At 66.3% G+C, this 21,947-nt stretch carries 21 protein-coding genes; 9 read left to right on the plus strand and 12 right to left on the minus strand.

From position 1 onward, the window contains the following. Window positions 1–239: 239 nt before the first annotated feature. The 3 genes from ACSQ3P_RS14760 to ACSQ3P_RS14770 all read left to right on the plus strand — a co-directional run bounded on the left by ACSQ3P_RS14760 (window position 240) and on the right by ACSQ3P_RS14770 (window position 3,741). Window positions 240–1,757 (plus strand): ABC transporter substrate-binding protein, encoded by a 1,518-nt coding sequence (locus tag ACSQ3P_RS14760; RefSeq protein WP_436166308.1) that lies wholly within the window; start codon window positions 240–242, stop codon window positions 1,755–1,757. A gap of 173 nt (window positions 1,758–1,930) precedes the next feature. After that, entirely contained in the window at window positions 1,931–2,875 is a 945-nt protein-coding gene (locus tag ACSQ3P_RS14765) for an ABC transporter permease (RefSeq protein WP_436166309.1), read from the plus strand. 8 nt (window positions 2,876–2,883) lie between these two features. After that, window positions 2,884–3,741 carry an ABC transporter permease gene (locus ACSQ3P_RS14770; protein ID WP_436166310.1) on the plus strand — a complete coding sequence of 286 codons (858 nt, stop codon included), beginning with the start codon at window positions 2,884–2,886 and terminating at the stop codon, window positions 3,739–3,741. Window positions 3,742–3,794: 53 nt separating this feature from the next. Here the strand turns inward: ACSQ3P_RS14770 and ACSQ3P_RS14775 are convergent, their stop codons facing one another. Then, window positions 3,795–4,829: an SIS domain-containing protein gene (locus ACSQ3P_RS14775; RefSeq protein WP_436166311.1), complete on the minus strand. Its 1,035-nt coding sequence runs from the start codon at window positions 4,827–4,829 to the stop codon at window positions 3,795–3,797. A 238-nt stretch (window positions 4,830–5,067) separates the two neighbouring features. Beyond that, on the minus strand, window positions 5,068–6,258 hold the full coding sequence (locus ACSQ3P_RS14780; RefSeq protein ID WP_310146780.1) for a CaiB/BaiF CoA transferase family protein: 1,191 nt from the start codon (window positions 6,256–6,258) through the stop codon (window positions 5,068–5,070). 125 nt (window positions 6,259–6,383) lie between these two features. Between ACSQ3P_RS14780 and moaD the strand changes: the two genes are divergently transcribed. Continuing rightward, window positions 6,384–6,635, plus strand: a complete 252-nt coding sequence (moaD, locus tag ACSQ3P_RS14785) for a molybdopterin converting factor subunit 1 (RefSeq protein WP_069693251.1) — start codon at window positions 6,384–6,386, stop codon at window positions 6,633–6,635. Here moaD and ACSQ3P_RS14790 read toward each other — a convergent pair. The 6 genes from ACSQ3P_RS14790 to ACSQ3P_RS14815 form a co-directional block, all read right to left on the minus strand. Next, window positions 6,563–7,408: a HesA/MoeB/ThiF family protein gene (locus ACSQ3P_RS14790; protein ID WP_436166312.1), complete on the minus strand. Its 846-nt coding sequence runs from the start codon at window positions 7,406–7,408 to the stop codon at window positions 6,563–6,565. The genes moaD and ACSQ3P_RS14790 overlap by 73 nt on opposite strands. 41 nt (window positions 7,409–7,449) lie before the next feature. Further along, complete coding sequence (locus tag ACSQ3P_RS14795) at window positions 7,450–7,920, minus strand: SufE family protein (RefSeq protein WP_436166313.1); 471 nt, start codon at window positions 7,918–7,920, stop codon at window positions 7,450–7,452. A gap of 54 nt (window positions 7,921–7,974) precedes the next feature. Further along, window positions 7,975–9,114: an anhydro-N-acetylmuramic acid kinase gene (locus tag ACSQ3P_RS14800; RefSeq protein ID WP_436166314.1), complete on the minus strand. Its 1,140-nt coding sequence runs from the start codon at window positions 9,112–9,114 to the stop codon at window positions 7,975–7,977. 78 nt (window positions 9,115–9,192) lie between these two features. Then, window positions 9,193–10,149, minus strand: coding sequence for a radical SAM/SPASM domain-containing protein (locus tag ACSQ3P_RS14805; RefSeq protein WP_436166315.1), 957 nt, complete (start codon window positions 10,147–10,149; stop codon window positions 9,193–9,195). A 318-nt stretch (window positions 10,150–10,467) separates the two neighbouring features. Next, entirely contained in the window at window positions 10,468–11,517 is a 1,050-nt protein-coding gene (locus ACSQ3P_RS14810; RefSeq protein ID WP_436166316.1) for a DegT/DnrJ/EryC1/StrS family aminotransferase, read from the minus strand. A 157-nt stretch (window positions 11,518–11,674) separates the two neighbouring features. Then, window positions 11,675–12,919: a hypothetical protein gene (locus ACSQ3P_RS14815; protein WP_436166317.1), complete on the minus strand. Its 1,245-nt coding sequence runs from the start codon at window positions 12,917–12,919 to the stop codon at window positions 11,675–11,677. Window positions 12,920–13,307: 388 nt separating this feature from the next. Between ACSQ3P_RS14815 and ACSQ3P_RS14820 the strand changes: the two genes are divergently transcribed. Further along, window positions 13,308–14,342, plus strand: coding sequence for a hypothetical protein (locus tag ACSQ3P_RS14820; protein WP_436166318.1), 1,035 nt, complete (start codon window positions 13,308–13,310; stop codon window positions 14,340–14,342). Window positions 14,343–14,679: 337 nt separating this feature from the next. Beyond that, the gene (locus tag ACSQ3P_RS14825) at window positions 14,680–15,528 is read left to right on the plus strand and encodes a GntR family transcriptional regulator (RefSeq protein WP_436166319.1); all 849 of its coding nucleotides are present in this window, start codon (window positions 14,680–14,682) and stop codon (window positions 15,526–15,528) included. Between the two features lie 75 nt (window positions 15,529–15,603). On the opposite strand, the gene ACSQ3P_RS14830 is transcribed toward ACSQ3P_RS14825, so the two are convergent. Further along, on the minus strand, window positions 15,604–17,106 hold the full coding sequence (locus ACSQ3P_RS14830) for a ThiF family adenylyltransferase (protein WP_436166320.1): 1,503 nt from the start codon (window positions 17,104–17,106) through the stop codon (window positions 15,604–15,606). Then, window positions 17,103–17,384: a multiubiquitin domain-containing protein gene (locus ACSQ3P_RS14835; protein WP_436166321.1), complete on the minus strand. Its 282-nt coding sequence runs from the start codon at window positions 17,382–17,384 to the stop codon at window positions 17,103–17,105. The genes ACSQ3P_RS14830 and ACSQ3P_RS14835 overlap by 4 nt, the downstream gene beginning before the upstream one ends. A 574-nt stretch (window positions 17,385–17,958) precedes the next feature. On the opposite strand from ACSQ3P_RS14835, the gene ACSQ3P_RS14840 reads away from it, so the two are divergent. From ACSQ3P_RS14840 to ACSQ3P_RS14850, 3 genes are read left to right on the plus strand one after another with little or no spacing between them, the layout of a single operon-like run. Continuing rightward, entirely contained in the window at window positions 17,959–18,909 is a 951-nt protein-coding gene (locus tag ACSQ3P_RS14840) for an ABC transporter permease (protein ID WP_436166322.1), read from the plus strand. Window positions 18,910–18,917: 8 nt separating this feature from the next. Further along, window positions 18,918–19,739 carry an ABC transporter permease gene (locus ACSQ3P_RS14845; RefSeq protein ID WP_436166323.1) on the plus strand — a complete coding sequence of 274 codons (822 nt, stop codon included), beginning with the start codon at window positions 18,918–18,920 and terminating at the stop codon, window positions 19,737–19,739. Then, on the plus strand, window positions 19,736–20,170 hold the full coding sequence (locus ACSQ3P_RS14850; protein ID WP_436166324.1) for an N-acetyltransferase family protein: 435 nt from the start codon (window positions 19,736–19,738) through the stop codon (window positions 20,168–20,170). Before ACSQ3P_RS14845 ends, ACSQ3P_RS14850 begins: the two co-directional genes overlap by 4 nt. Window positions 20,171–20,176: 6 nt before the next feature. On the opposite strand, the gene ACSQ3P_RS14855 is transcribed toward ACSQ3P_RS14850, so the two are convergent. Both ACSQ3P_RS14855 and ACSQ3P_RS14860 read right to left on the minus strand, forming a co-directional pair. Beyond that, window positions 20,177–20,959, minus strand: a complete 783-nt coding sequence (locus ACSQ3P_RS14855; protein ID WP_436166325.1) for a GntR family transcriptional regulator — start codon at window positions 20,957–20,959, stop codon at window positions 20,177–20,179. Then, window positions 20,959–21,852 (minus strand): N-acetylmuramic acid 6-phosphate etherase, encoded by an 894-nt coding sequence (locus ACSQ3P_RS14860; RefSeq protein WP_436166326.1) that lies wholly within the window; start codon window positions 21,850–21,852, stop codon window positions 20,959–20,961. Before ACSQ3P_RS14860 ends, ACSQ3P_RS14855 begins: the two co-directional genes overlap by 1 nt. Window positions 21,853–21,947 lie beyond the last annotated feature (95 nt).

Raw genomic sequence — 21,947 nt, forward strand, 5'->3', positions numbered from 1 at the left:
TTCTTGAGAGATATCGCCCGAGAACGACGCCCTCCGTTCGATCCCGAAGCTGCGCCTGGCGTTTTCGCATGCCCGAAACCGCGTGCAGAGGCGGGTTGCGATTGCGATTTGACCTCCCCTGACGCAGAGTCACGGCGAGGGCTCGTCTTGCAATTGGTATTCTAGAGGGCTAGCCTTCGATGAGACCACTCCGGGCAAGGCCATAGGTCGCCCGATGCATTCGGTAGGGGAGTTGAGGCATGGCGCGTTCTCTGACCACCACGGCGCTGGCGCTGACCATGGGGCTCGCTGCGGCGGCTCTTCTGCCGGCGCCATCGCAAGCTCAGGTCCTGCAAGCGGCGGTCGATGCCTCTCCCGCCGGGCTCGACCCGCATATCATCACGGCTTTCAGCTCATTCCAGGTGGTGAACGGCTCGATCTATGAGGGCCTGACCGGGATCGACAAGGATCTGCGCGTGGTGCCGGCCCTGGCCCAGTCCTGGACGCTCTCCAGCGACGGCAAGAGCTATGTCTTCAAGCTGGTTTCGGGCGCGACCTTCCATGACGGCAAGCCGCTGGAGGCGGCCGATGTGGTGGCGAGCTTGAACCGTGTGCTCTCCAAGGACATCGCCTCGCCATTGGCGAGCCGTCTCGCCGCGATGGAGAAGGCGAGCGCCGTCGATGCCGGGACCGTCGAGGTCACGCTGAAGGAGCCGTCGGCGCCCTTCCTGACCGCGCTGGCCTCGATCGCGATCGTGCCGCGCGCTTTCGAGACCAACAAGGATGGGTTGCAGCGCCAGCCTGTCGGCACAGGCCCGTTCAAATTCAAGGAATGGCAGCCCAACGGCTTTATCGAATTGGAGAAGCATGCCGGCTACTGGAACAAGGGCCAGCCCAAGCTCGACGGGGTGAAGTTCAACATCATCCCGGAATCGGCGACGCGCCAGGTCGGACTGTCGAGCGGCCAATATGCGCTGCTGCCGAATATCGACGCGGCCACGGCCCTGCAGCTCAAGGGCCGGCCGAACGTCAAGATCGCCGACACGCTGGAGCTCGCCTATACGCTCGTCGGCATGAACACCTCGAAGCCGCCCTTCGACAATCCCAAGGTGCGCGAGGCGCTGAACTACGCGCTGAACCGGCAGGAGATCGTCCAGGCCGCGCTCTTCGGCGCCGGCGTTCCCGGCGGACCGCTCTCGCCGGCGCTGAAGGAATGGGCGCTCGACGTGAAGGAGTTCCCCTGCTTCACGCCGTCCGCCGCCAAGGCGCAGGAGTTGCTCAAGGCCGCAGGGATCACGGCGCCGGTTGCGGTGACGCTGCTCGTGCTGCCGCGCCAGGATATTCGCGACATCGCCCAGGTCGTGCAGGCGCAGCTCAACAAGGCCGGCTTCAAAGCGGAGCTGAAGATCCCCGAGCTCGGCCAGTTCGTGCAGGATTGGCGTAACTCGAATTTCGACGCCTTCGTCTCGACCAATGCGGGCTCGATCGATCCGGACGACTATTTCTATCGGACCTTCCGCACGGCCGGCTCGACCAATGTGTTCAAATACTCGAACCCCGAGATCGACGGCCTGCTCGATGCGGCCCGCATCGAGACCGATAAGGCGAAGCGGAAGGCGTCCTATAACCGGGTGCAGTCGCTCCTGACCTGCGACGGTCCAGCCGCCTTCATGACCTATGGCCAGCTCTTCACCGCCATGCGCACGAATGTCAGCGGGTTCGACATCGTCGCGAACCGCTCGCTGTTCTCGCTGGCCACGACGACACAGGCGCGGTGAGGCAGGGTTGATACATTCGGCGCTGGAATAACCGAGCCCGTGCTGCTTCATGGATTAATGGGTTCTCTGGGAAACACGCCGTCATCCCGGGACTTCGCTGAGTTTATCCTTGGGCCGATCGAAGATCGGACCCGAGGGCGAAGCCCAGAATGACGGCGCGTGTTTTATAAGCCATGAGCTTCGTCCGCTCCCGTGCGCTTGATCTCGCCGTCGTTTTGTTTGGCGTGTCGGTGCTGACCTTCCTGATGATCCGGCTGATCCCCGGCGATGCGGTTGCGATCATGCTGGGCGCCAACACCGAGGTGACGCCCGATCGGGTCGCTGCGCTGCGCAGCCGGATCGGGCTCGATCAGCCGGTGGTGCTGCAGTATTTCAATTGGCTCGGCGGCGTGCTGACAGGCGATCTCGGCGTGTCGTTGTGGACCCGGCGGCCGGTCTCGCAGGAGATCACGGGGCATATGTGGCCAACGATCCAGCTCACCGTGCTGGCGCTGATCGTGGGAGCAGGCCTGTCGCTGCCGCTGGGCGTGCTGATGGCGCGATTGCGCGGCAAGGCCTGGGACACCGCCTTGCGGGTCGGCTCGGTGGCGGGGCTCACCATCCCCTCCTTCTGGCTCGGCATCATGATGATCCTGGCGCTGACGACGCTGGCGCCGGAATGGCAGCTGCTCGGCTATGTCCCGTTCAGCGAGGACCCGCTCGGCAATGTCGCAAAGCTGCTGCTGCCGGCGGTGGCGCTGGCCCTGCCGATCCTGGCCAATCTCTCTCGCCTGGTGCGCTCGGCCATGCTCGACGCGCTGCAGCAGGACTATGTCCGCACCGCCCGCGCCAAGGGCCTGTCGGAGAGGCGCATCCTGTACCGGCACGCGCTGCGCAATGCGCTGATCCCGTTCGTGACGAGCGCCGGCATCATGACCGGCTATCTGCTCGGCGGCGCCATCGTGGTGGAGCAGGTTTTTGCCATTCCGGGCCTCGGGCGATTGATCCTGGGGGCCATCGCCGAACGCAATTACCCGCTGGTGCAGGCGACCATCCTCGTCGTCACCTTCGCCTTCGTGCTCGTCAATTTCGCGGTCGATCTGCTGTATGTGCTGATCGACCCGCGCGTGCGGCTGTGAGCGCTGCCATGGCCGGGAAGACGCCAAAGACAGGCAAGACACCAAAGACAGGCAAGACGCCAAAGCTGCTGATCGTCGCTGCGAGCGCCGTGATCGTTCTCATCCTCGTCGCGGTGCTGGCACCCTGGATCTCGCCTTACGATCCGCTGGCGCAGGACATCCTGGCCCGGTTGAAGGGCCCGAGCGCGGCGCATTGGCTCGGCGCCGACCAGTTCGGCCGCGATCTGTTGTCGCGCCTGATCCATGGCCTGCGCGCTTCGCTCGGCATCTCGGCTGCGGCGGTGATCGTCGCGCTCCTGATCGGCGGCACGCTTGGCCTCGTCGCGGCCTATTATCGCGGCTGGACCGAGCGCATCGTCATGCGCTGCATGGATGTGCTCTTCGCCTTCCCGGTGATCCTGCTCGCCATCGGCGTCATCGCGATGCTGGGTCCGGGTTCCGGCCCGACGGCGATCGCGATCGCGGTGGTCTACACGCCGATCTTCGCGCGCCTGCTGCGCGGGCCGGCACTGGTCGTGGCCGAGAGCGATTTCGTGATGAATGCGCGCGCGATCGGGGCCTCCGATGCGCGCATCATCTTCGTCCATATGCTGCCCAATCTGGCGAGCGTGCTGCTGGTGCAGACGAGCCTGTTGCTCTCGGCCGCGATCCTGGTCGAAGCGTCCTTGTCCTTTCTCGGGCTGGGCACGCAGCCACCGGCGCCGTCGCTGGGCACCATGCTGTCGGAGGGGCGCAATGTGCTGCTGCTCTCGCCCTGGAGCGCGGTGTTCTCAGGGGTTGCGATCCTGATCCTGGCCTTCGCACTCAACCTGCTCGGCGATGTGCTGCGCGACACGCTCGACCCGCGCCTGAGGGGCGAGCAGTGATCTGCCGCGACGCTACCCCAGCGATTTAGCCGGAATCCGTGGGGCTCTGATCGTCACAGCGTCTCCGTGACCTTCTTCAGATGCGGTGGATTGTCGGGGTCGTAACCCATCGCGAGCGCCGTGCGCTCGATCATGCGATAGGCTGGGGCGAGCATGGCGATGGCGTCCGTGACCGGATGATCGTCGCCGATCCAGGGCAGGCGCGAGGCCGGCCCGCCGGCCAGGTGCGCCGCGAGATGCGAGGCGTCGAGATTGGCGACCAGCGCGTCGACCGCCTCGGCGGTCTCGTCCCCGACCCGCAGCGCCAGCACCGGGGTCTGGTCGGTGACGGCCGCGCGCGGCCCGTGCAGCAATTCGGCCGCGGAATAGGCGAGCGCCGGCAGGCGCAGGGTCTCGGCCATCTTGAGCGCGATTTCGCGCGCCGGACCCAGGCCGTAGCCGCGCCCTGCGATGAAGGCGGCGCGCGCCATCGGCAGGCTCCGGCCGACCACGTCCCAGTCGAGCTGCAACGCCTGCGACAGCCGCCCCGGCAGGCGCTCCAGCGCCGCCACGAGCTCGTGATCATCGGCAAGAAGAGCGACCAGCAGCGCGCCCAGTGCCATCGACCCGATCACACTCTTGGTGGCGGCGACCGAGCGCTCGAGCCCCGCCTCCAGCGGTAGCACCCATTGGGCCGCGCGAGCCACGGGCGAGGCGGTGTCGTTGAGGATCGCGACCGTGGCGGCGCCCTCGCGCCGGGCGGCCATCGTGGCCGCCACGAGGTCCGGGCTGCGGCCCGATTGCGAGATGACGATGAACAGCGCGCGGCGCAACGCCACCGGCCGTTTCAGGCTGGTAATCACCGACGGCGCGGTCGCGGAAACGGGTATGCCGATGCGCGTCTCCAGGAGATAGCGCAGATGGACGCCGGCATGGCCGGAGCTGCCGCGCCCGCAGATCACGGCGACATCGAAATCCATCCGCTGCAAGCGCGCGGCCAGCGTTGCGAGGTCGCTGCGCGAAGCCATGATGCGGGCGACCACATCCGGCGCTTCGGCGGTTTCCTGCGCCATCGCGGAGCCGCGTCCGAGGTCCGTGGGAGCCGTCATAGGTCGTTGGCCATTGCTTGACCGGGGCGCAATTCGACCAGCACCTCGCCGGTCATCCAGCCGGAATCGACGAAACGTTGACTGATGCGTTCCGTCGGCATGGCGAGATTCCCTGGTGGCTATAGAACCACTTTAATGCCTTTCGTCGTTCCAGCAATACCAATCGATGCGCTGTCGGGTAAAATCGCTGCCGCTGGTTGGCCGGAGCCCATACTCAGCTCCAGCGTTTCTCGGTCTCTTAGATCGTACCCGCCGCCTGCAACCGTTCGATCTCGGGGGCGCTCATGCCGAGCCAGTCCGACAGGATCTCGGCGCCGTGCTCGCCGAGGCCGGGCGCGCCGCGGCGAATGACGGTGGGCGTGCCATGCAGCCGCACCGCAGGCGCCTGGAACGGCACCGAACCCATCACCGGGTGAGGCACGTCGACGATCTGCTTGCGATGCACGACCTGCGGATTGGCGATGACGTCGGCGATGGTGGCGACGCGCTCGCAGGGTATGTCGGCTGCGTGGATGATCTCGAGAACGGCTTCGCCATCGAGCCCGGCCGCCCAGGCATCGATGATCGCCTCCAGCTCGGCGACATTGGCATTGCGGGCGACGAAGGTGGCGAAGCGTGCATCCTGCGCCAGCTCCGGCCGGCCCATCGCGGCGGCGAGCCGCGGGAAATGCACGTCGTTGCCGGCGACGATATAGATCCAGATGCCGTCCCGGCTGCGGAAGCAATGCGAGGGCGAGAGGTAGCGGTCGCGATTGCCAAGGCGCTCCGGCTCGCGGCCGAAGAGGATGCGCTCCGGGATCGCGGTGGTCATCAGCGCCATGCCGCTGTCCATCAGGGTCGCCTCGACGACCTGGCCGCGGCCGCTGGTCTCGCGCGCATGCAGCGCCGCGAGGGTGCCGATGACGCCGTAGAGCGCGGTCGAATAATCGCAGACGAAGACGCCCGCCATGGTCGGCGCGCCGCCTGCCGGTCCGGTCATCGCCATGACGCCGGACTGAGCCTGCGCGGCGCCATCGAAGCAGGGGTGTTGGGCGAGCGGCCCCTCCTGCCCGAAGCCGGAGATGCGCACCATGATCAGGCGCGGATTCAGCGCGCTCAGCACGTCCCAGCCGAGCCCCATGGCCTCCATCGTGCCGGGCCGGAAGTTCTCGATCAGGATGTCGGCCGTAGCGGCGAGCTGCCGGAGCAGCGCCTGGCCCTCCTTGTCGCGGAAATCGATGGCAAAGCCGCGCTTGTTGCGGTTGGCCGAGAGAAAGAACAGCGTGTCTCCCTCCACCGTCTCGCCGACGCGCCGGCCCTCCTCGCCGCCGTCGATGCGTTCGACCTTCACCACATCGGCACCGAGATCGCCCAGAAGCTGACCGCAGAACGGCCCGGCAATATAGCGCGAGAGGTCGATTACCTTTACCCCATCAAGCGACGCCGACATGAATTCACCCTTCAGTTATTGACATGGTTCTGCAGGAATACTGTAGGTCTTATTTTAAAGAGGGAAATTTTTATTGACAAAAGTGTCGATGTCAGAATTTATTACGCTTGGAAATGGAGATCCATATGAAAATTTCCTATTTCTCCTGGCTCCGCACCAAGACCGGGATCCCCAATGAGGAGATCGCCTTGCCGGTGCAATGCAGGACGGTTGACGACCTCGTGCGGCATCTTGCGGCGCGCTATCCGGCCCTGGCCGAGATCGCCGACGCGCGCGGCAGCATGCGCTTCACCGTCAATCGCCGTTACGTCGAGAATTCGCACGAGCTTGCCTCCGATGACGAGGTGGGGCTGTTCCCGCCGGTGACGGGCGGCTGAACCATCGCTTCGCAGGTGAGGCAACCCACCCGGCGCGGCAGGGCGATGGCGTCGAGCGCGCAGCGCCAGGCGTCGTACATCATCAGGGTGCCCGAGAGGCTCGGCCCCGTGCCCAGGATCTCCTTGATCACCTCGATGGCCTGCATCGAGCCGAGCGCGCCGACCGCCGGGCCAAGCACGCCGATTTCGGAACAGGACGGCGTCACCGCCGCCGGCGGTGCATCCGGGAACAGGCAACGGTAGCAAGGGTGCGGCGGGCCGAGATAGGCCTTGAAGGTGGTGATCAGCCCGTCGGTGAGCTGCACTGCGGCGCTGACCAGCGGGATCTGTGCCGCAAGGCAGGCTGAATGCACGGCGTCCCGGGTGGCGAAATTGTCGCTGCCGTCTGCGACGATGTCGTAGTCGCGCACCAGCTCTGCCGCGTTCTCCGCGCTGATGGGCATGTCGTGACGGATGATCGCGACATGCGGGTTGAGCGCGCGCAGCGACCTCTCGGCACTCTCGGTCTTGGGCATGTCGAGCCGCTCGACCGAATGTAGGATCTGCCGGTGCAGGTTGGAGATCTCGACATAGTCGAAATCGACGATGCCCAGCGTGCCGATGCCGGCCGCGGCGAGGTATAGCAGCAGCGGCGAGCCCAGCCCACCGGCGCCGATCACCAGGACCCGGGCCGCCTTGAGCTTCTCCTGGCCGGAGACGCCGATCTCCGGCAGCACGGTCTGCCGCCGATACCATTGCAGCTCCTCGGGACTCAGCGTCTGGGGCATCGGCATTCCGGCGCTCCTCCTTGCGTGCAATCCTGGCGGGCTGACGCTCATGCTTCCTGGGCGATCTGACGTCCGTCCGACGCGGCTGCTGCGGCCGCCCTGATGCGCTTGACCACCAGATAGAGCCCGTTGGCGCGACTTGGCGCGAGGCTGCGGCCGACGAGCAGCCGCTCGACCACCTCGGGCGAGTAGGCCAGGATCTCGTCCGGCCGCCGATCGCCATAGAGCCTGAGCAGCATGGCGAGCAGGCCGCGCATCAGCATCGCGTCGGAATCCAGCGCGAGCCGCATGCGGTCCTGGTCGGCGTCATGCTCGGCCACCACCCAGACCTGAGACTGGCAGCCCTTGACGCGGTTATCCTCGCAGCAATCCTCCGGCGCCAGACGCGGCAGGCGCCGGCCGAGGCTGAGCACATGCCCGACCCGTTCGGTGAAATCCGCGAAGGCGGCGAACTCGGCTTCGAGTTGCGCCGCGACTTCGGCGATGGGCTCCTCGATCGGGCTGTCGAGCATGGTCATGGCCGACTCCGGCTTGATGACGTTGGTCGTGCAGAGAGCTTGTTCCAGGCCGGTTCACGCCCGCCTGGCCGTGGCCGGGCGGGTCGCGATCTGCCCTCCGGTCATCGGCCCGGCGACGCCGGTGGTGAGGGGGAAGCTCAACGGCATGCCGCGCAAAGCGCGGACCGCGAGAAAGGCGAAGCACTCGGCCTCGACCGCGTCGCCGCGGAAGCCTACCGCTTCGGCTGGAACGACCTCGACCCCGGCGCGCTTTTGCAGCGCCGCCATGATCGCGGGGTTCTTGCGCCCGCCGCCGCAGACGATGAGCTTCGTCGGCCGCTGCGGCAACTGGTCGAGTGAGCGCCCGACCGTGCCGGCGGTGAAGGCGGTCAGCGTCGCTGCCCCGTCTGCCAGCGAAAGCCCCTCGGCCATGTCGGCGGTGAAATCGTAGCGGTCGAGCGATTTCGGATAGGGCGCGGTCAGGTAAGGGTGGTCGAGCAAGCGGGCGAGCCGCTCCTCATCGACCGTGCCGCTGAGCGCCAGGGCTCCGTCGACATCCATCTCGCCCCTGCCGTGGCGCATGATCCAGTCGTTGATCGGTCCGTTGGCCGGCCCGGTGTCGAAGGCGTGGAACTCCTCGCCACCCGCCCACCAGGTGATGTTGCCGACCCCGCCGAGGTTCAGCGCAGCGGTCTCGGGCCCCGCATTGATGCCGCGCAGCAGCGCGACGTGATAGCTCGCCGAGAGCGGCGCGCCATGGCCGCCGGCGCGCATGTCGGCGGTGCGGAAGTCGTAGACGACATCGACGCCGAGCCTATCGGCCATCAGGCGCCCGTCGCCGAGCTGGCGTGTGTCGCCATGCCGGCCGGGCTCGGGCGCGCGGTGCAGCACCGTCTGCCCGTGGAAGCCGACAGCCGCGACGTCGGACGGCGTCAGACCCGCCTCTGCCATGAAATCAGCCACCGCCTCGGACTGCGCCCGGGTCAACGCCGCCTCGGCTTCGGCGAAGATGGCGGGCTCCGGCCCTTCGAAGCGCCAGGCCAGCGCCGCCTCGACTGCGGCCGCGAGCAGGGCCCGGATGTCGGTCTTGTACGGAGCGAGCTTCCAGTGGCCGAACTCCGCCACATTCTCTCCATCGGTGCGGATCGACGCCACGTCGATCATCCCGTCGAGAACCGTCCCGGTCATTAACCCGATAGCCCAAACCGGCTTCATGCGTCGCACTCCCTTTCCGTTCCCAGATCCTGGTGATTCATAGTCAATTCGGCGCGGCGCGCATTACGGTTCATCGCTTCAGGCGGCCAGGCGGTGCTTGGCGTAGACCTGACCCTCCGGCTTCCGGCAGCTCTTGCAATGGCCGACGCTGCAGCGGCCCAGCGTTTCCATGCGGTCGCGGAAGGCCAGGCCGCGCTCCAGCACCTGCTCGGCGCTCTCCTCGAAGAGATTGCCGATCACGCCGTGCTGGCCGTGGCTGATGATACAGATCGAGACCTTGCCGTCCGGCGCCAGGCACATGACATGACCGGCCCAGAAGCAGGCGCCGCTTGGCACGGGCAATTTGGGGTTGACGTCCTGCATCATGCGCTGGTGCAGCTTCTCGTCGCTTTCGAGATCCGACAGGGAGGCGACGTCGTGATGCGCGCCGCCGGGCAGCAGCGGCGTGACCTTGACGTGGTCGTCGACGCGTTCGAGCAGGCGCAGGAAAGCCGGATCATAGCTCTCGATCGGCTCGCCGAGATCGATCTGGTAGACCCCGACCTTGACGTGCTCGTCACCGGCCGCCTCCTCGAGCAAGATCTCGAGCCCACGCAGCGTGCGCAGGAAGGTGCCCTCGCCGCGGTTGAGATCGTGAGACAGTGCGTTGCCGCCGTCGATCGAGACGAAAATCTTGTGCCGGTGCTTGACCTCGAGCAGCTGCCGCGCCCGCTTCCTGGTCAGCATCGTGCCGTTGGTGTGCCATTGCAGCTGGGTGTCCGGCATGATGTCGCGCGTGACCGCCAGCAGCTCGTGGAAACGGTTGTTCATCAACGGCTCGCCGCGCCAGTTCAGGTGAATGGTCTTCACCTCGAGCGCTGGCGAATCCTTGAGCTTGATCAGCGCCTGCTCCAGATCGGCCGGATCGAGGTCGAGCTTGCCGTGACTTTCCTTGGTGTAGCAAAGGCGACACGCGAGATTGCAGCGTGTCGTCGGATCGAGCCAGAGCCAGACGGGCGACGGAGCGGCCCCCTGGGCGGTGTTTGCATGCAGCATAGGCTTGGCCTCCGGGTTGAATTGCCTTTGCACGGTTGCCATGGCCGACCTGCCTTCCGCCTGGCGCACGCGCCGGGCCCGCCTTGACGGCAGAAATACGCGCCGCCCTGCAGCGGCCAACCCTGTGCAACCTCGAAACGCCCCACCACGGCGCTCGCTGCGCCGGTCGACCTCCATTCCGTGCTTGATCATGGCCTCGCGACGCGTCACGGGGACGCCGCCTCGACAGCCTGGGAGATTGTTTTTCGCGTATTCTAATAGGACCACTTTAGTATCAAAATAAGACCACTGCGTCAAACGATCCACCGTGCCGGAGGCTCACGCCGGAGCCGGCGTCCGGAGAAATTTCGTCTCGTCCTGTGCCGGAACACCAGCCTCGCGCGGGTAATAGATCGGCACGCACCAATGGTTCGCGGCGGCCCATTCCGTATTCGGCAGCGAGACGTCCTGACCGAAAATCCGATGGCACGGCAGTTCGTAGACCTTGCCGGTCGAGACCGGGATCTCATCGAAGACGATGTATTTGTAGAAGCCGCTCGACATGCCGGCGGGCAGGCGCACGCGGTTCGGGTGGAGCGGGTCTAGCACGTCGCGGGCATAGGCCTGCTTCCAGGCCACGATCTCGCCGAGGCGCCGGGTCTGCACCACGCCCAGCGCGGCCCGGAACTCATCCAGGCGGTGATTGAGGCTGCGCACCTTGTAGCGCGAGCCGCGCCCGTAATCGCGGTAGCTGCGCAGATGCCGCACCATTTCGTCATTGGCGCTGACGGCGATGCCGCCCTCGGCCGTGGAGATCGTCTTGGTGGCATAGAAGGAGTAGAGGCCAACCTCGCCCCAGCTCCCGGGCTTGCGGCCGTTCCAGTCCGCGCCCGCAGCATGGGCGCAGTCCTCGAACAGGACGATGCCTTTCTCGCGGCAATAGGTGGCGATGCGCTCGATGTCGAAAGCGATGTGCCCGCCGATATGAACGATCCAGGCGAGTTTGGGCTTCACCATCTCGGCCTTGGCGACGAAATCGTCATAGGAGCCGCACAGATCCTCGCGGTTGCAGTCGTAGAACACGATTTCGGCGCCGGCGAGCTGGGAGGCGCGCGGCGTCGCCAGGAAGGTGTTCGACGGGCACAGCACCGTCTCGCCGGTGACGCCGACGAAATCCAGCGCGGCCAACGCGGCCCCGGCCCAGTTGTCGAAAGCGACGGAGGCGAGGCCGTTCCAGTCCCGCCATAGCGCTTCGAACTCCTCGATCTGTTCGCCATGGCTCCAGCGCTGCGAGCGCAGCACCTTGCGCCAGCGCGCCATCACCTCGTCCTCGTCGCGGTCGTCGAAGCCGACGGTGAAGGGCATTGGCGGCGGCGTGGTGACGGACATGGGCTGTGCGCTCCGGTGTTGATCGATGACGCTTGAAAGCGTCAGATTCTCGAATTCACCAAGTTTCTACAGTTGCAATCTGGAGAGAATACGAATCTATGGTAGTAGTCAATCAGGTTATTATAGTAATTTTATGGATACTATTCCATAAAATAGGCTATAATACTGTATCGTCTGCGCCGACGCCAAGCATCAATGCGCCGAGCGCGCGACCCTGAGCTTCGCTTTGATTGGCCGCATGCTGGCGTGCGGCGGCGATATCGGCGAGATACCGCCCGAAAGGATGGCTCTTCGCCAGCCCGGAGGCGCCGCAGGCCTTGAACAGCCGCGCGGCAAGCAAGGTGCAGCGTTCGGCCGCCATCGTCGCCTGCAGGCGGTAGACCATGCGCTGCGGGATCGGCGCCTGCTCGCCGCGACGGGCATAGTCCGTCAGCCGTGCGAAGTTGCGCCCCATCATGGCGGTGATCTCGTCGAGCGAAGCCTCGACCTCGGCGACGATGAGCTGGGCCACCGGATCGCGCGCCACGGCCTGGCCAGTGACGGCGACGCGGGCGCGGCTATGATCGAGGAAGGCGTCGAGGAATCCCCGCAATGCTCCCACAGCCGGCATGGTGATGGTGCGGAACAGCAGTTGCGGCAGCGGCAGCCGGTAGAGCGGGGCCGTGTTGATCGCGAGCCCTGGGCTGGTGCCGAGGAAGCGGTCGACATGCCGGTGCGTGCGATGCTCGGGAACGAAGATGCCCTCCACCGTGACATCCTGGCTGCCGGTGCCGCGCAGCCCCGTCGTGTCCCAGTTGTCATGCACGAGGGCGTCGGCGCGGGGCACGAGGAAGACGCGCAAATCCGGCGGCGCGCCTGGTGCCCCCACTTCCTGTCCGGCCGTCTCGGCGCTGACACTGCCGGCGAGTATCAGCCAGTCGCAATAGTCGGAACCGCTGGCGAAGCCCCAGCGCCCGCTGAGCCGGAAGCCGCCGCCGACCGGCGTTGCCTTGCCTGTCGGCATGTAGCTGCAGGCGAGGAGAGCGTCGGGATCCTCGCCCCAGACATCGTCCTGCGCGCGTTGGTCGAACAATGCGAGATGGAAGGCGAGCACCCCCATCACGCCCTGCAGCCAGCCGGCCGACATGTCGCCTTCGGCGAGCGCTGCCTGGATGATGAAGAAGCTCTCCGGCTCGAGTTCCGGCCCGCCATAACGCTGCGGCTGCAGCAACCGGAACAGCCCGGCCGAACGCATCGCGTCCATGACGATCGGCGAGAGCCGTGCATCGCGATCACCATCCGCAGCCTTGCTGCGCAGCAGGGGGATCAGCGTCCGGGCCCGCATCAGCGCTGCAGCACGAGACTCCTCCGTCGCGGCACCGGGCGGGGCGGAGAATGATCGAAATACGCTAGCATTCTGCATGGTCACACTCCCTGAGATAGGACCAATTCGAATTCTCTTCGCGTTCACCTGCGACGCGCTGGCAAACGGCGGGGCCGTCTAACGATGGATAAAATATCGAATAATATCAGTAGAATTGGACTATTCAGCTTCGGATGTGACCAAAATGGGAACATTTGAGATCTTACGCTGAATTCCCGGCGGACATCCAGCGGCAGAAAGCCGTCATAGATGTCGGCGAGAACCCTCTCAAGAGCAATACCTATCCCGTACCAATCTGTCTATTGCGTGGCGGGAAAGAGAACGCCATCCTGAACCGGAGCGGCGCTGCTGCAGGCATGGACTCGGTGATCGCGTCGGGCACAGGCGGCGCCTGCGCGACCGCCTAGAAGCCGCTCCGGGAGAGTCGATGACGAATGCCGTTTTCGCCCTGAAGGCCGCGCTGGCCGATCCCGCTCAACTTGAGGCGCGCGCCGCATGGCTTGCCCGCGCCGGCCGACCCATCGTGCTGGAGCTGCATACCTTCGGCGCGCGCGACATCGATACGACTGCGGGCCTCGCCGCCTCTCGCGCGACGGTCGCCCGGCTCAGGGAACACCATGCGGTCGAGCGCCTGATCGTGCATGTGCCCGTGCAGCAGGTGCCTGTGGTGACGCAGATCGATTTCGACGCCGGCCAATGTCAGAGGGCGATCGCCTTCGCGGCGGAGATCGGTGCCGAGGCGGTGGTGATCCATCGCTATTTCGAACTGGTTTTAGGGGATGCGCCGCCCCGCGCATTCTCGAAGCCGGAGGCGGTTCGGCGTTTTAATGCCATCATCCGTGACCTTGCCCGTCTCGCGCCCGAAATCAGGCTGCTGGTCGAGAATATCGGGCACTACTCGCTGCTGCCGCGCGATGGCCGGAATTACCTCAACGGACCGCTCGACCATTTCTTCCCCTGGGAGATCAGCGCCTTCCGCCGCTTCTGCGCGCAGGAAGGGCTGAACAATGTCGAGCCCTTCGTCGACGTGGCGCACGCCACGCTCTCGGCCAATCTGTTCAACCGCCGCAAGCGGCGCTTCACTGAGACGGCGGACGATCCGCGCTTCGCCTGGATCACGCCGAACGATCTCGATCAGGCGGAATGGCTGGCGCCCTTCGATTTCGTCGATCCCGCTATGAGCTACCTCCATGTCTCGGACGCCTGCCTGCTTGCCGCGGCCGAACTTGCGGAGCCGAACCTGCCCGAAGCGCGCCTGGTCGAGGGCATCGTCAGCGAGGGGCTGGAAATCGGTACGGGCAATTTGCCTTTCGCGCTGCTGCCGGGCCGGCTGGGACAGGGGAAGCCGACGCTTGTCCTGGAGGTCGAGCCGGGAGCCGGCGAAACGCATATAGACAACGGTGCCCAGCTCCGCTCGCTCGAACGGCTCGCGGCGCTGTTCGACCAGGCTCCGGCGGTCTGAAGCCCTTGGTGCCGGGCACTCGCATGAAGCGGGATCACGGGGACATCGCGCAGATGTGGCGTCCGGCTGTCCGGGGGGGCGGATTTCCGCCAGGCTCGGTGTGTCACGCGCCGAGGCTCCGCCCACTCCTCTAGCCTTTGGATAAGGGCGTATTCGCGGAATGAATCGATATTAAAGTAGTTCCGTCTGGCATAATCTCGGTCTGCGGCCCCTGAGGCTTTTCAAGTACCGGCGGGGTGGAGCGTGTCGGCTCCCGGCGCAGTAGCACCCGTCGCGAGACGCTGCGGCCGAGTTCCGGTGCGCTTCGCGTAGCGCGGACCTAACAGACGAACGGATGATGACGAAACAGCCGTCGAATCGCGCCCGGTCGACGGTCGCCGAACAAGCATCTGAAGCGGGCGATGCCGTCCGGCGCAATGTGCGGACGGAGCTCCTCGCGGCACTCAACCCGGCAAGCGCAACGCCGCGCTATCTGCAGCTCGCCTCGGCCCTCCGCTACCTGATCCAGCGCGACGTCTTTCGCGCCGACGAGGCGTTGGCATCGGAACGCGACCTGGCGGCCTGGACCAATTTCGCGCGCATCACGGTGCGCCGCGCGATCGAGGTGCTGCTGCGGGAGGGCATCCTGACACGGCGGCAAGGCTCGGGCACCTATGTCACGCGCCGCATCGAGCAGCCTCTCTCCGTGCTGGCGAGCTTCACCGAGGAGATGTCCTCGCGCGGGCGCCGGGCCGGCTCGACCTGGCTCTCCAAAGAGATCGCGCGGGTCTCCTCCAGCGAGGCGCTGGCGCTGGGCCTGGATCCCGGCGAGTCCGTGCTGCGCCTCTCCCGGGTCCGCACTGCCGAGAACGAACCGCTGGCCATCGAGATCGCGGCCGTGCCCGCCGCTTTGCTGTCCTCGCCGGATCTGGTGGGGGATTCCCTCTATGCGGCGCTCGCGACCGCCGGTTGCCGGCCGGCGCGGGGCGTGCAGCGCCTGCATGCTTCGCTCGCCACCACGCAGGAAGCCAAGCTGCTGATGATCCCGCCCGGCAGCGCGGTGCTGCGGATCGAGCGCCGAGCCTTCCTCGCCAATGGCCGCCCCATCGAGTTCACCATCTCTGCCTATCGCGGCGACCGCTATGATTTCGTCGCGACGCTGCGTTCCAGCCCGAACGAGGCCAATGGCGAGGGCGAGGGGGGCTGACGCAACCTTCGCGCAGAACCAGCTTACCCGAGAGCAGGATGCGAAAAACTGGGCACCGGTTTTTCGTATCCTGCTCTAGACGTTTTCCGCCACGATCTTTCGGGCCGGCTCCCAATGGACCGGCGGCTGGAAGGGAGCCGTGTCTGCAGCCTGATCGGCGAAGCCGCGCACCCGGCCGCAGACGCAATCGCCCTTGCGGCGCTGCGGACGGTCGACGGCGCCGAGGCATTCGGCCACGAGATCGAGCTGGAGGCGCTCGAATTTGGGATCGAAGCGCCCGGTCAGCCAGCCGATGACGAAGCCCGCCGCCAGCGTTCCCGCCGTCGTGGTGATGTAGCCCACCGTATCGATCTGCGGGATCGCACTGGCGATCGGGTCTGGCCGCTCACCGCGCGCGACGGCAGCCTCGGCCTCGGCCTTGGCGGCCTCGCGCTCGTCGGCCGACATCATCTCCTGTCGGAAACGGGTCGGGTTTATCATGCCCCTGCACTGCGGACAGGGATCCTCCGGGAGGAAGCGGACGAGTTGGACGATCTGTCCCGTGACCACCCCGTTCGCGCCCTCGATCAACCCGCCGATGTCGAGCGCCGGCATGGCGTAGCGCCGCGCGATGTCGGAAACCGCGAGCCGGCTCGTATGCTGGTCGGTACAGCCCATCAGGACATCGGCCTGGATCACGGCGTCGATGATCTCGGGTTGGGGCAGCCGGCCGATCCAGGTCTCGACTATCACGTCGGGCGACATGCCGGCGACATGGCGACGCGCGATCGTGACCTTGGGCACCGCATCCGCCGCGTCCTGCGGCACGCTGCCATGCAGTCTTTCCAGATTCGATTCGCTGGCATGGTCGGAATCGATCACGATCAGGCGTCCCACCCCGGCGCGCGCCAGGATCGGGATCGCGGCCGAGCCGGTGCCCCCGGCACCGATCAGCGCCACGGTCGCGCGCTGGAGCCGCTGATAGGCCTCCTTGCCGAATGCGCTGGTAAGCCGGGCCACGCGCTCGGGCGGAATCGGAGGGGCAGGTGGGCGCTCGCCGCGCGGCCAGGCGACAACGTCGGGCCGGCGTGCCGCCGCCACGCGTGTCGCCTGCCGCCAGCCGCCGCCGTGGAAGATCCGGCCCGAGACCGCGATCTCCTTGCCGGTGTCGCCTGCGAGCTCTGACATGATGATGCTGACATAGGGGCGGCCCGGCGCGAAATCGGCAAAATACTCCGCGTAATAGCGATCCATCTCGTCGTCGATGGAGCTTGGCCGGGGCGGAGCGCCTTCGGGATGCGAGTGGATGATGCCGACGCCAAGCGCATGCCGCTCCGCTGCGAGCGCGATCCGCCGCGAATAGCTGGCCGTGATCTTCACATCCGCGACGCTGTCGTCGAGATCGCCCTCGACCGGCTCGTCGAGCGCAGCCAGGGTCACCACGAGCCCCTCCGGCGTCTCGCGCCAGCCGAAGCGCGCGAAACTCGCCCATTCCTTGCGCGGATAGCGCCGGAAGACGAGGCGCTCGAGGAGGTCGAACTCCGGCGAGGCGAAGCGCAACAGCGCCGTCGGCTCCGCCATGCGATGGAGGGCGTTCACGCGCCGTCTCCGGCCGGCGATCCGCCCATCACATATTGGCGCGTGACCAGGAATTGCTGGCCAGGCGCGAGCGCGACGGGCGCATCCAGCACCAACTCGGTGGGTTCGCCATCGCCCGGCTCGATCTCGACCACGGCGTTCTCCGCCGGCACTCCGAGCAGGGCGGCGATGCCTGCGCCTGTCACCCCCGGCTTGACCTCGAACCGCCTGCGATTGACGAAGATGACGACGGCGCTGGAGGTCGTCTGATTACCGGCAGGGTCTGTCGTGCTGCTCATCGCTTGCCTCCTGGGGACGCTGCAAAGCCTTGGGTTCAAAAAAGCCTTGGGTTCAAACTTTGGGTTCGAGCGCATGCGTGCGGCACAGCGGCCGCTCGCGAATACCTGCGGCGAGGCAGGGCGAAATCAATGACGCGACTGCCTGCGGCAATACCAATATGAAACCAGATAGTCGCAACTTGGGGTAGATAGTCAAGGATGGATCGGATCATCGTTAAGGGCAGCCCAATCCGCGATGGAAGCATTGAACGATCGGCGCGGCAGAGCTAATTCCACTCCCGGCCCGCGAAGCGCTCTCTTTGCGTCTATGGCGGCGGCACGTACTGCTGGCCATGGATCGATAGGCGGCATGGGCTGTCGTTGACGCCGGGCGATGCGATTGTGGGCCTGCTATTTCCTACCGACCGCCCCTGAAAATTTCGGCGCTGCGGGCGGGTATCGACGTAAGTGGCTTGCAATTGGTATTATCGATGATTACCAGTTCAGAACCAGATGGACGCTGGTATCGTCCGCCCGATGCACGGGCAGTCTCCGCCCGCGCCTGCAGTCGAAACCAGGTCAGTCAAACCGCCTCATGCGCAGCTCTTTCCTTGCCAACCGTGCGATCGATCTCGCCGTCGTTTTGTTTGGCGTGTCGGTGCTGACCTTCCTGATGATCCGGCTGATCCCCGGCGATGCGGTTGCGATCATGCTGGGCGCCAACACCGAGGTGACGCCCGATCGGGTCGCTGCGCTGCGCAGCCGGATCGGGCTCGATCAGCCGGTGGTGCTGCAGTATTTTAATTGGCTCGGCGGCGTGCTGACAGGCGATCTCGGCGTGTCGTTGTGGACCCGGCGGCCGGTCTCGCAGGAGATCACGGGGCATATGTGGCCAACGATCCAGCTCACCGTGCTGGCGCTGATCGTCGGAGCGGGCCTGTCGCTGCCGCTGGGCGTGCTGATGGCGCGCTTGCGCGGCAAGGCCTGGGACACCGCCTTGCGGGTCGGCTCGGTGGCGGGGCTGACCATCCCCTCCTTCTGGCTCGGCATCATGATGATCCTGGCGCTGACGACGCTGGCGCCGGACTGGCAGCTGCTCGGCTATGTCCCGTTCAGCGAGGACCCGCTCGGCAATGTCGCAAAGCTGCTGCTGCCGGCGGTGGCGCTGGCCCTGCCGATCCTGGCCAATCTCTCTCGCCTGGTGCGCTCGGCCATGCTCGACGCGCTACAGCAGGACTATGTCCGCACCGCCCGCGCCAAGGGCCTGTCGGAGAGGCGCATCCTGTACCGGCACGCGCTGCGCAATGCGCTGATCCCGTTCGTGACGAGCGCCGGCATCATGACCGGCTATCTGCTCGGCGGCGCCATCGTGGTGGAGCAGGTTTTTGCCATTCCGGGCCTCGGGCGATTGATCCTGGGGGCCATCGCCGAACGCAATTACCCGCTGGTGCAGGCGACCATCCTCGTCGTCACCTTCGCCTTCGTGCTCGTCAATTTCGTGGTCGATCTGCTGTATGTGCTGATCGATCCGCGCGTGCGGCTGTGAGCGCTGCCATGGCCGGGAAGACGCCAAAGCTGCTGATCGTCGCTGCGAGCGCCGTGATCGTTCTCATCCTCGTCGCGGTGCTGGCACCCTGGATCTCGCCCTATGATCCGCTGGCGCAGGACATCCTGGCCCGGTTGAAGGGCCCGAGCGCGGCGCATTGGCTCGGCGCCGACCAGTTCGGCCGCGATCTGTTGTCGCGCCTGATCCATGGCCTGCGCGCTTCGCTCGGCATCTCGGCTGCGGCGGTGATCGTCGCGCTCCTGATCGGTGGCACGCTTGGCCTTGTCGCGGCCTATTATCGCGGCTGGACCGAGCGCATCGTCATGCGCTGCATGGATGTGCTCTTCGCCTTCCCGGTGATTCTGCTCGCCATCGGGGTCATCGCGATGCTGGGTCCGGGCTCGGGCCCGACCGCGATCGCGATCGCCGTCGTCTACACGCCGATCTTCGCGCGCTTGCTGCGCGGGCCGGCGCTGGTCGTGGCCGAGAGCGATTTCGTGATGAATGCGCGCGCGATCGGGGCCTCCGATGCGCGCATCATCTTCGTCCATATGCTGCCCAATCTGGCGAGCGTGCTGCTGGTGCAGACGAGCCTGTTGCTCTCGGCTGCGATCCTGGTCGAGGCCTCGCTTTCCTTCCTCGGGCTCGGTACGCAGCCACCGGCGCCGTCGCTGGGAACCATGCTGTCGGAGGGGCGCAATGTGCTGCTGCTCTCGCCCTGGAGCGCGGTGTTCTCAGGGGTAGCGATCCTGATCCTGGCCTTCGCGCTCAACCTGCTCGGCGATGTGCTGCGCGACACGCTCGATCCGCGCCTGAGAGGCGAGCAGTGATCTGCCGCGACGCTACCCACAGTGATCTCGCATGGCTGACCGCGGTGGCGCTCGACAATTATCGCGCGGTCTTCGCGCCGCTCTTGCCGGATTGCGACTGGGCGCCCTTCGACCAAGCGCATTTCCAGTTGCGCTTCAGCGAGGCCTGGCCGCGCGTCAGGATCGTTGCGGATGCCGTTCCGCTTGGCTTCGCGCTGGTCACGGATGGGCATATCGACATGTTCTTCGTCGATCGCAGTGCGCAGGGCAGGGGCGTCGGGGCGAGATTGCTTGGCGACGCGCAGGAGCGCGGGGCATGCTCGCTCGAAACCTTCGCGGTCAACCTGGCCGCACGGCGTTTTTATGAGCGCGCCGGCTGGCGCGTCGTCGCGCGCTATTCCCGGTCTTTCGCCGGGGTGGAGTGCGATTTCGTTCGCTACGAGCGGTCCTGACCGCTGTCAGGTCCCGCTCTCGACCTTGCCGGTTTCGATTTTGCCGCCCTCGCTGCGCAATTCGCGGACCTCGACGACGAAATCGTAGCGGTCGCCGCGATAGGCCGAGCGGGTGAACTCGACCGGCGTGCCGTTGGGCAGGAAGCCGCGGCGCTCGATCCGCAGGATGGCAGCGCCCACCGGCACGGATAGCAGTTTCGCCTCGGGCGCGGTCGCGAGCGAGGCTTGCAGGCGCTGCAGGCCGCGCACGGGCTTGGCGCCGCGCGCCTCCAGCGCGGCGTAGAGCGAGATGCCGACCTCGTCGAGCGAGGGCAGATGACGCGCGGGGACGACGGCGCGCTCGATCGCGAGGGGCTCGTCATCAGCGGTGCGCACGCGCGTCAGGCGGTGCACGGGTTGGTCGAGCGAGAGCGCCAGCGCCATGGCCTCGTCGGGCGTGGGCAGGCCGGTCGCCTTTTCGACCCAGATCGAGCCCGCAGCATGGCCGCGGATCGCCATGTCGGCCGAGAACCCGGCCAGCAGCGCCGCCGGCTGTTCGATGCGCGGCGCGATATAGGTGCCCGAACCATGCTTGCGCGAGAGCAGACCCTCCCGCAGCAGCACATCCAGCGATTTGCGCACGGTGACACGCGAAATCCCGATCGCGTCCGATAATTCGCGCTCCGAGGGCAGCGCGTCGCCAGTCTTGATCGCGCCGTCGCGGACCTGGGCGCGGATCAATTCGGCCAGTTGCAGATAGAGCGGCGTCGGGCTCGCCTCGACGAGTTGGCCCTTGGTGATGCGCAGCATCAGATCGCCCCGTCGGCGATATCGGAGAGCGCGACACGCAGATTGCCGCCGCTGCGCGCGAGAATGCCGGCCGCCGCCTCGGGCGCATAGCCGAGCACGACCAACGTCGCGAGCTTGATGTCGCCATGCGTGATCTGCAGCGCAGCAGCCGCCTCCTCGACATCGCAGCCGGCGATGCGCGCGACCATCTGCTGCGCCCGCAGCTTCAGCTTGGCATTGGCGGTGCGCATATTGACCATCATGCCGCGATAGACGCGGCCGAGCCGGAGCATGATGCCGGTCGAGATCAGATTGAGCACGACCTTCTGGGCGGTGCCGGCCTTCATCCGGGTCGAGCCCGCGATCAATTCGCTGCCGGTCTCGACCAGCACCGGAAACCGCGCCGCCGCCAGCAATGGCGCGCCGGCATTGTTGGCGATGCTGATCGTGACCGCACCGCGCTCCGTCGCGCGCTGGACCGCCGCGACGGTAAAGGGCGTCGTGCCGCTGGCCGCTACGCCGATCACCACATCGGCAGGGCCGATCCGCGCTTCTTCCATGCGCCGGATGCCATCGGCGGTGTCGTCCTCAGCGCCTTCGACGCTGGAGATCAATGCGTCCTGGCCGCCGGCCATGGCGAAGACGATGCGTTCGAGCGGCCAGTCGAAGGTCGGCGGCAATTCGGCGCCGTCCTGCACCGCGACGCGGCCCGAAGTGCCCGCTCCGACATAGACCAGCCGCCCGCTCTCGCCGAGAACTTCGGCTGCCGCAGCGGCTGCTGCGGTCAGCGCGGGCAGGGCGCTGCGGACGGCGGCGACAGCGGCCATCTGGCCGTCCCACATCGCTTCCATGGCGCTGGCGAAGGGCCAGGCGTCGAGATCGGTGAAACGGGGATCGACGTCTTCGGTCGCCATTTTGCGGCACGCTCTCAAGATACCAGTTAAATGCCTTTTACGAATTCAGAGATACCAATTAGTCCAGGCTATCGCAATCGCCAATCCGCTCGAGC

Source organism: Allobosea sp. LjRoot9 (assembly GCF_964252745.1).
Classification (GTDB): Bacteria; Pseudomonadota; Alphaproteobacteria; order Rhizobiales; family Beijerinckiaceae; genus Allobosea.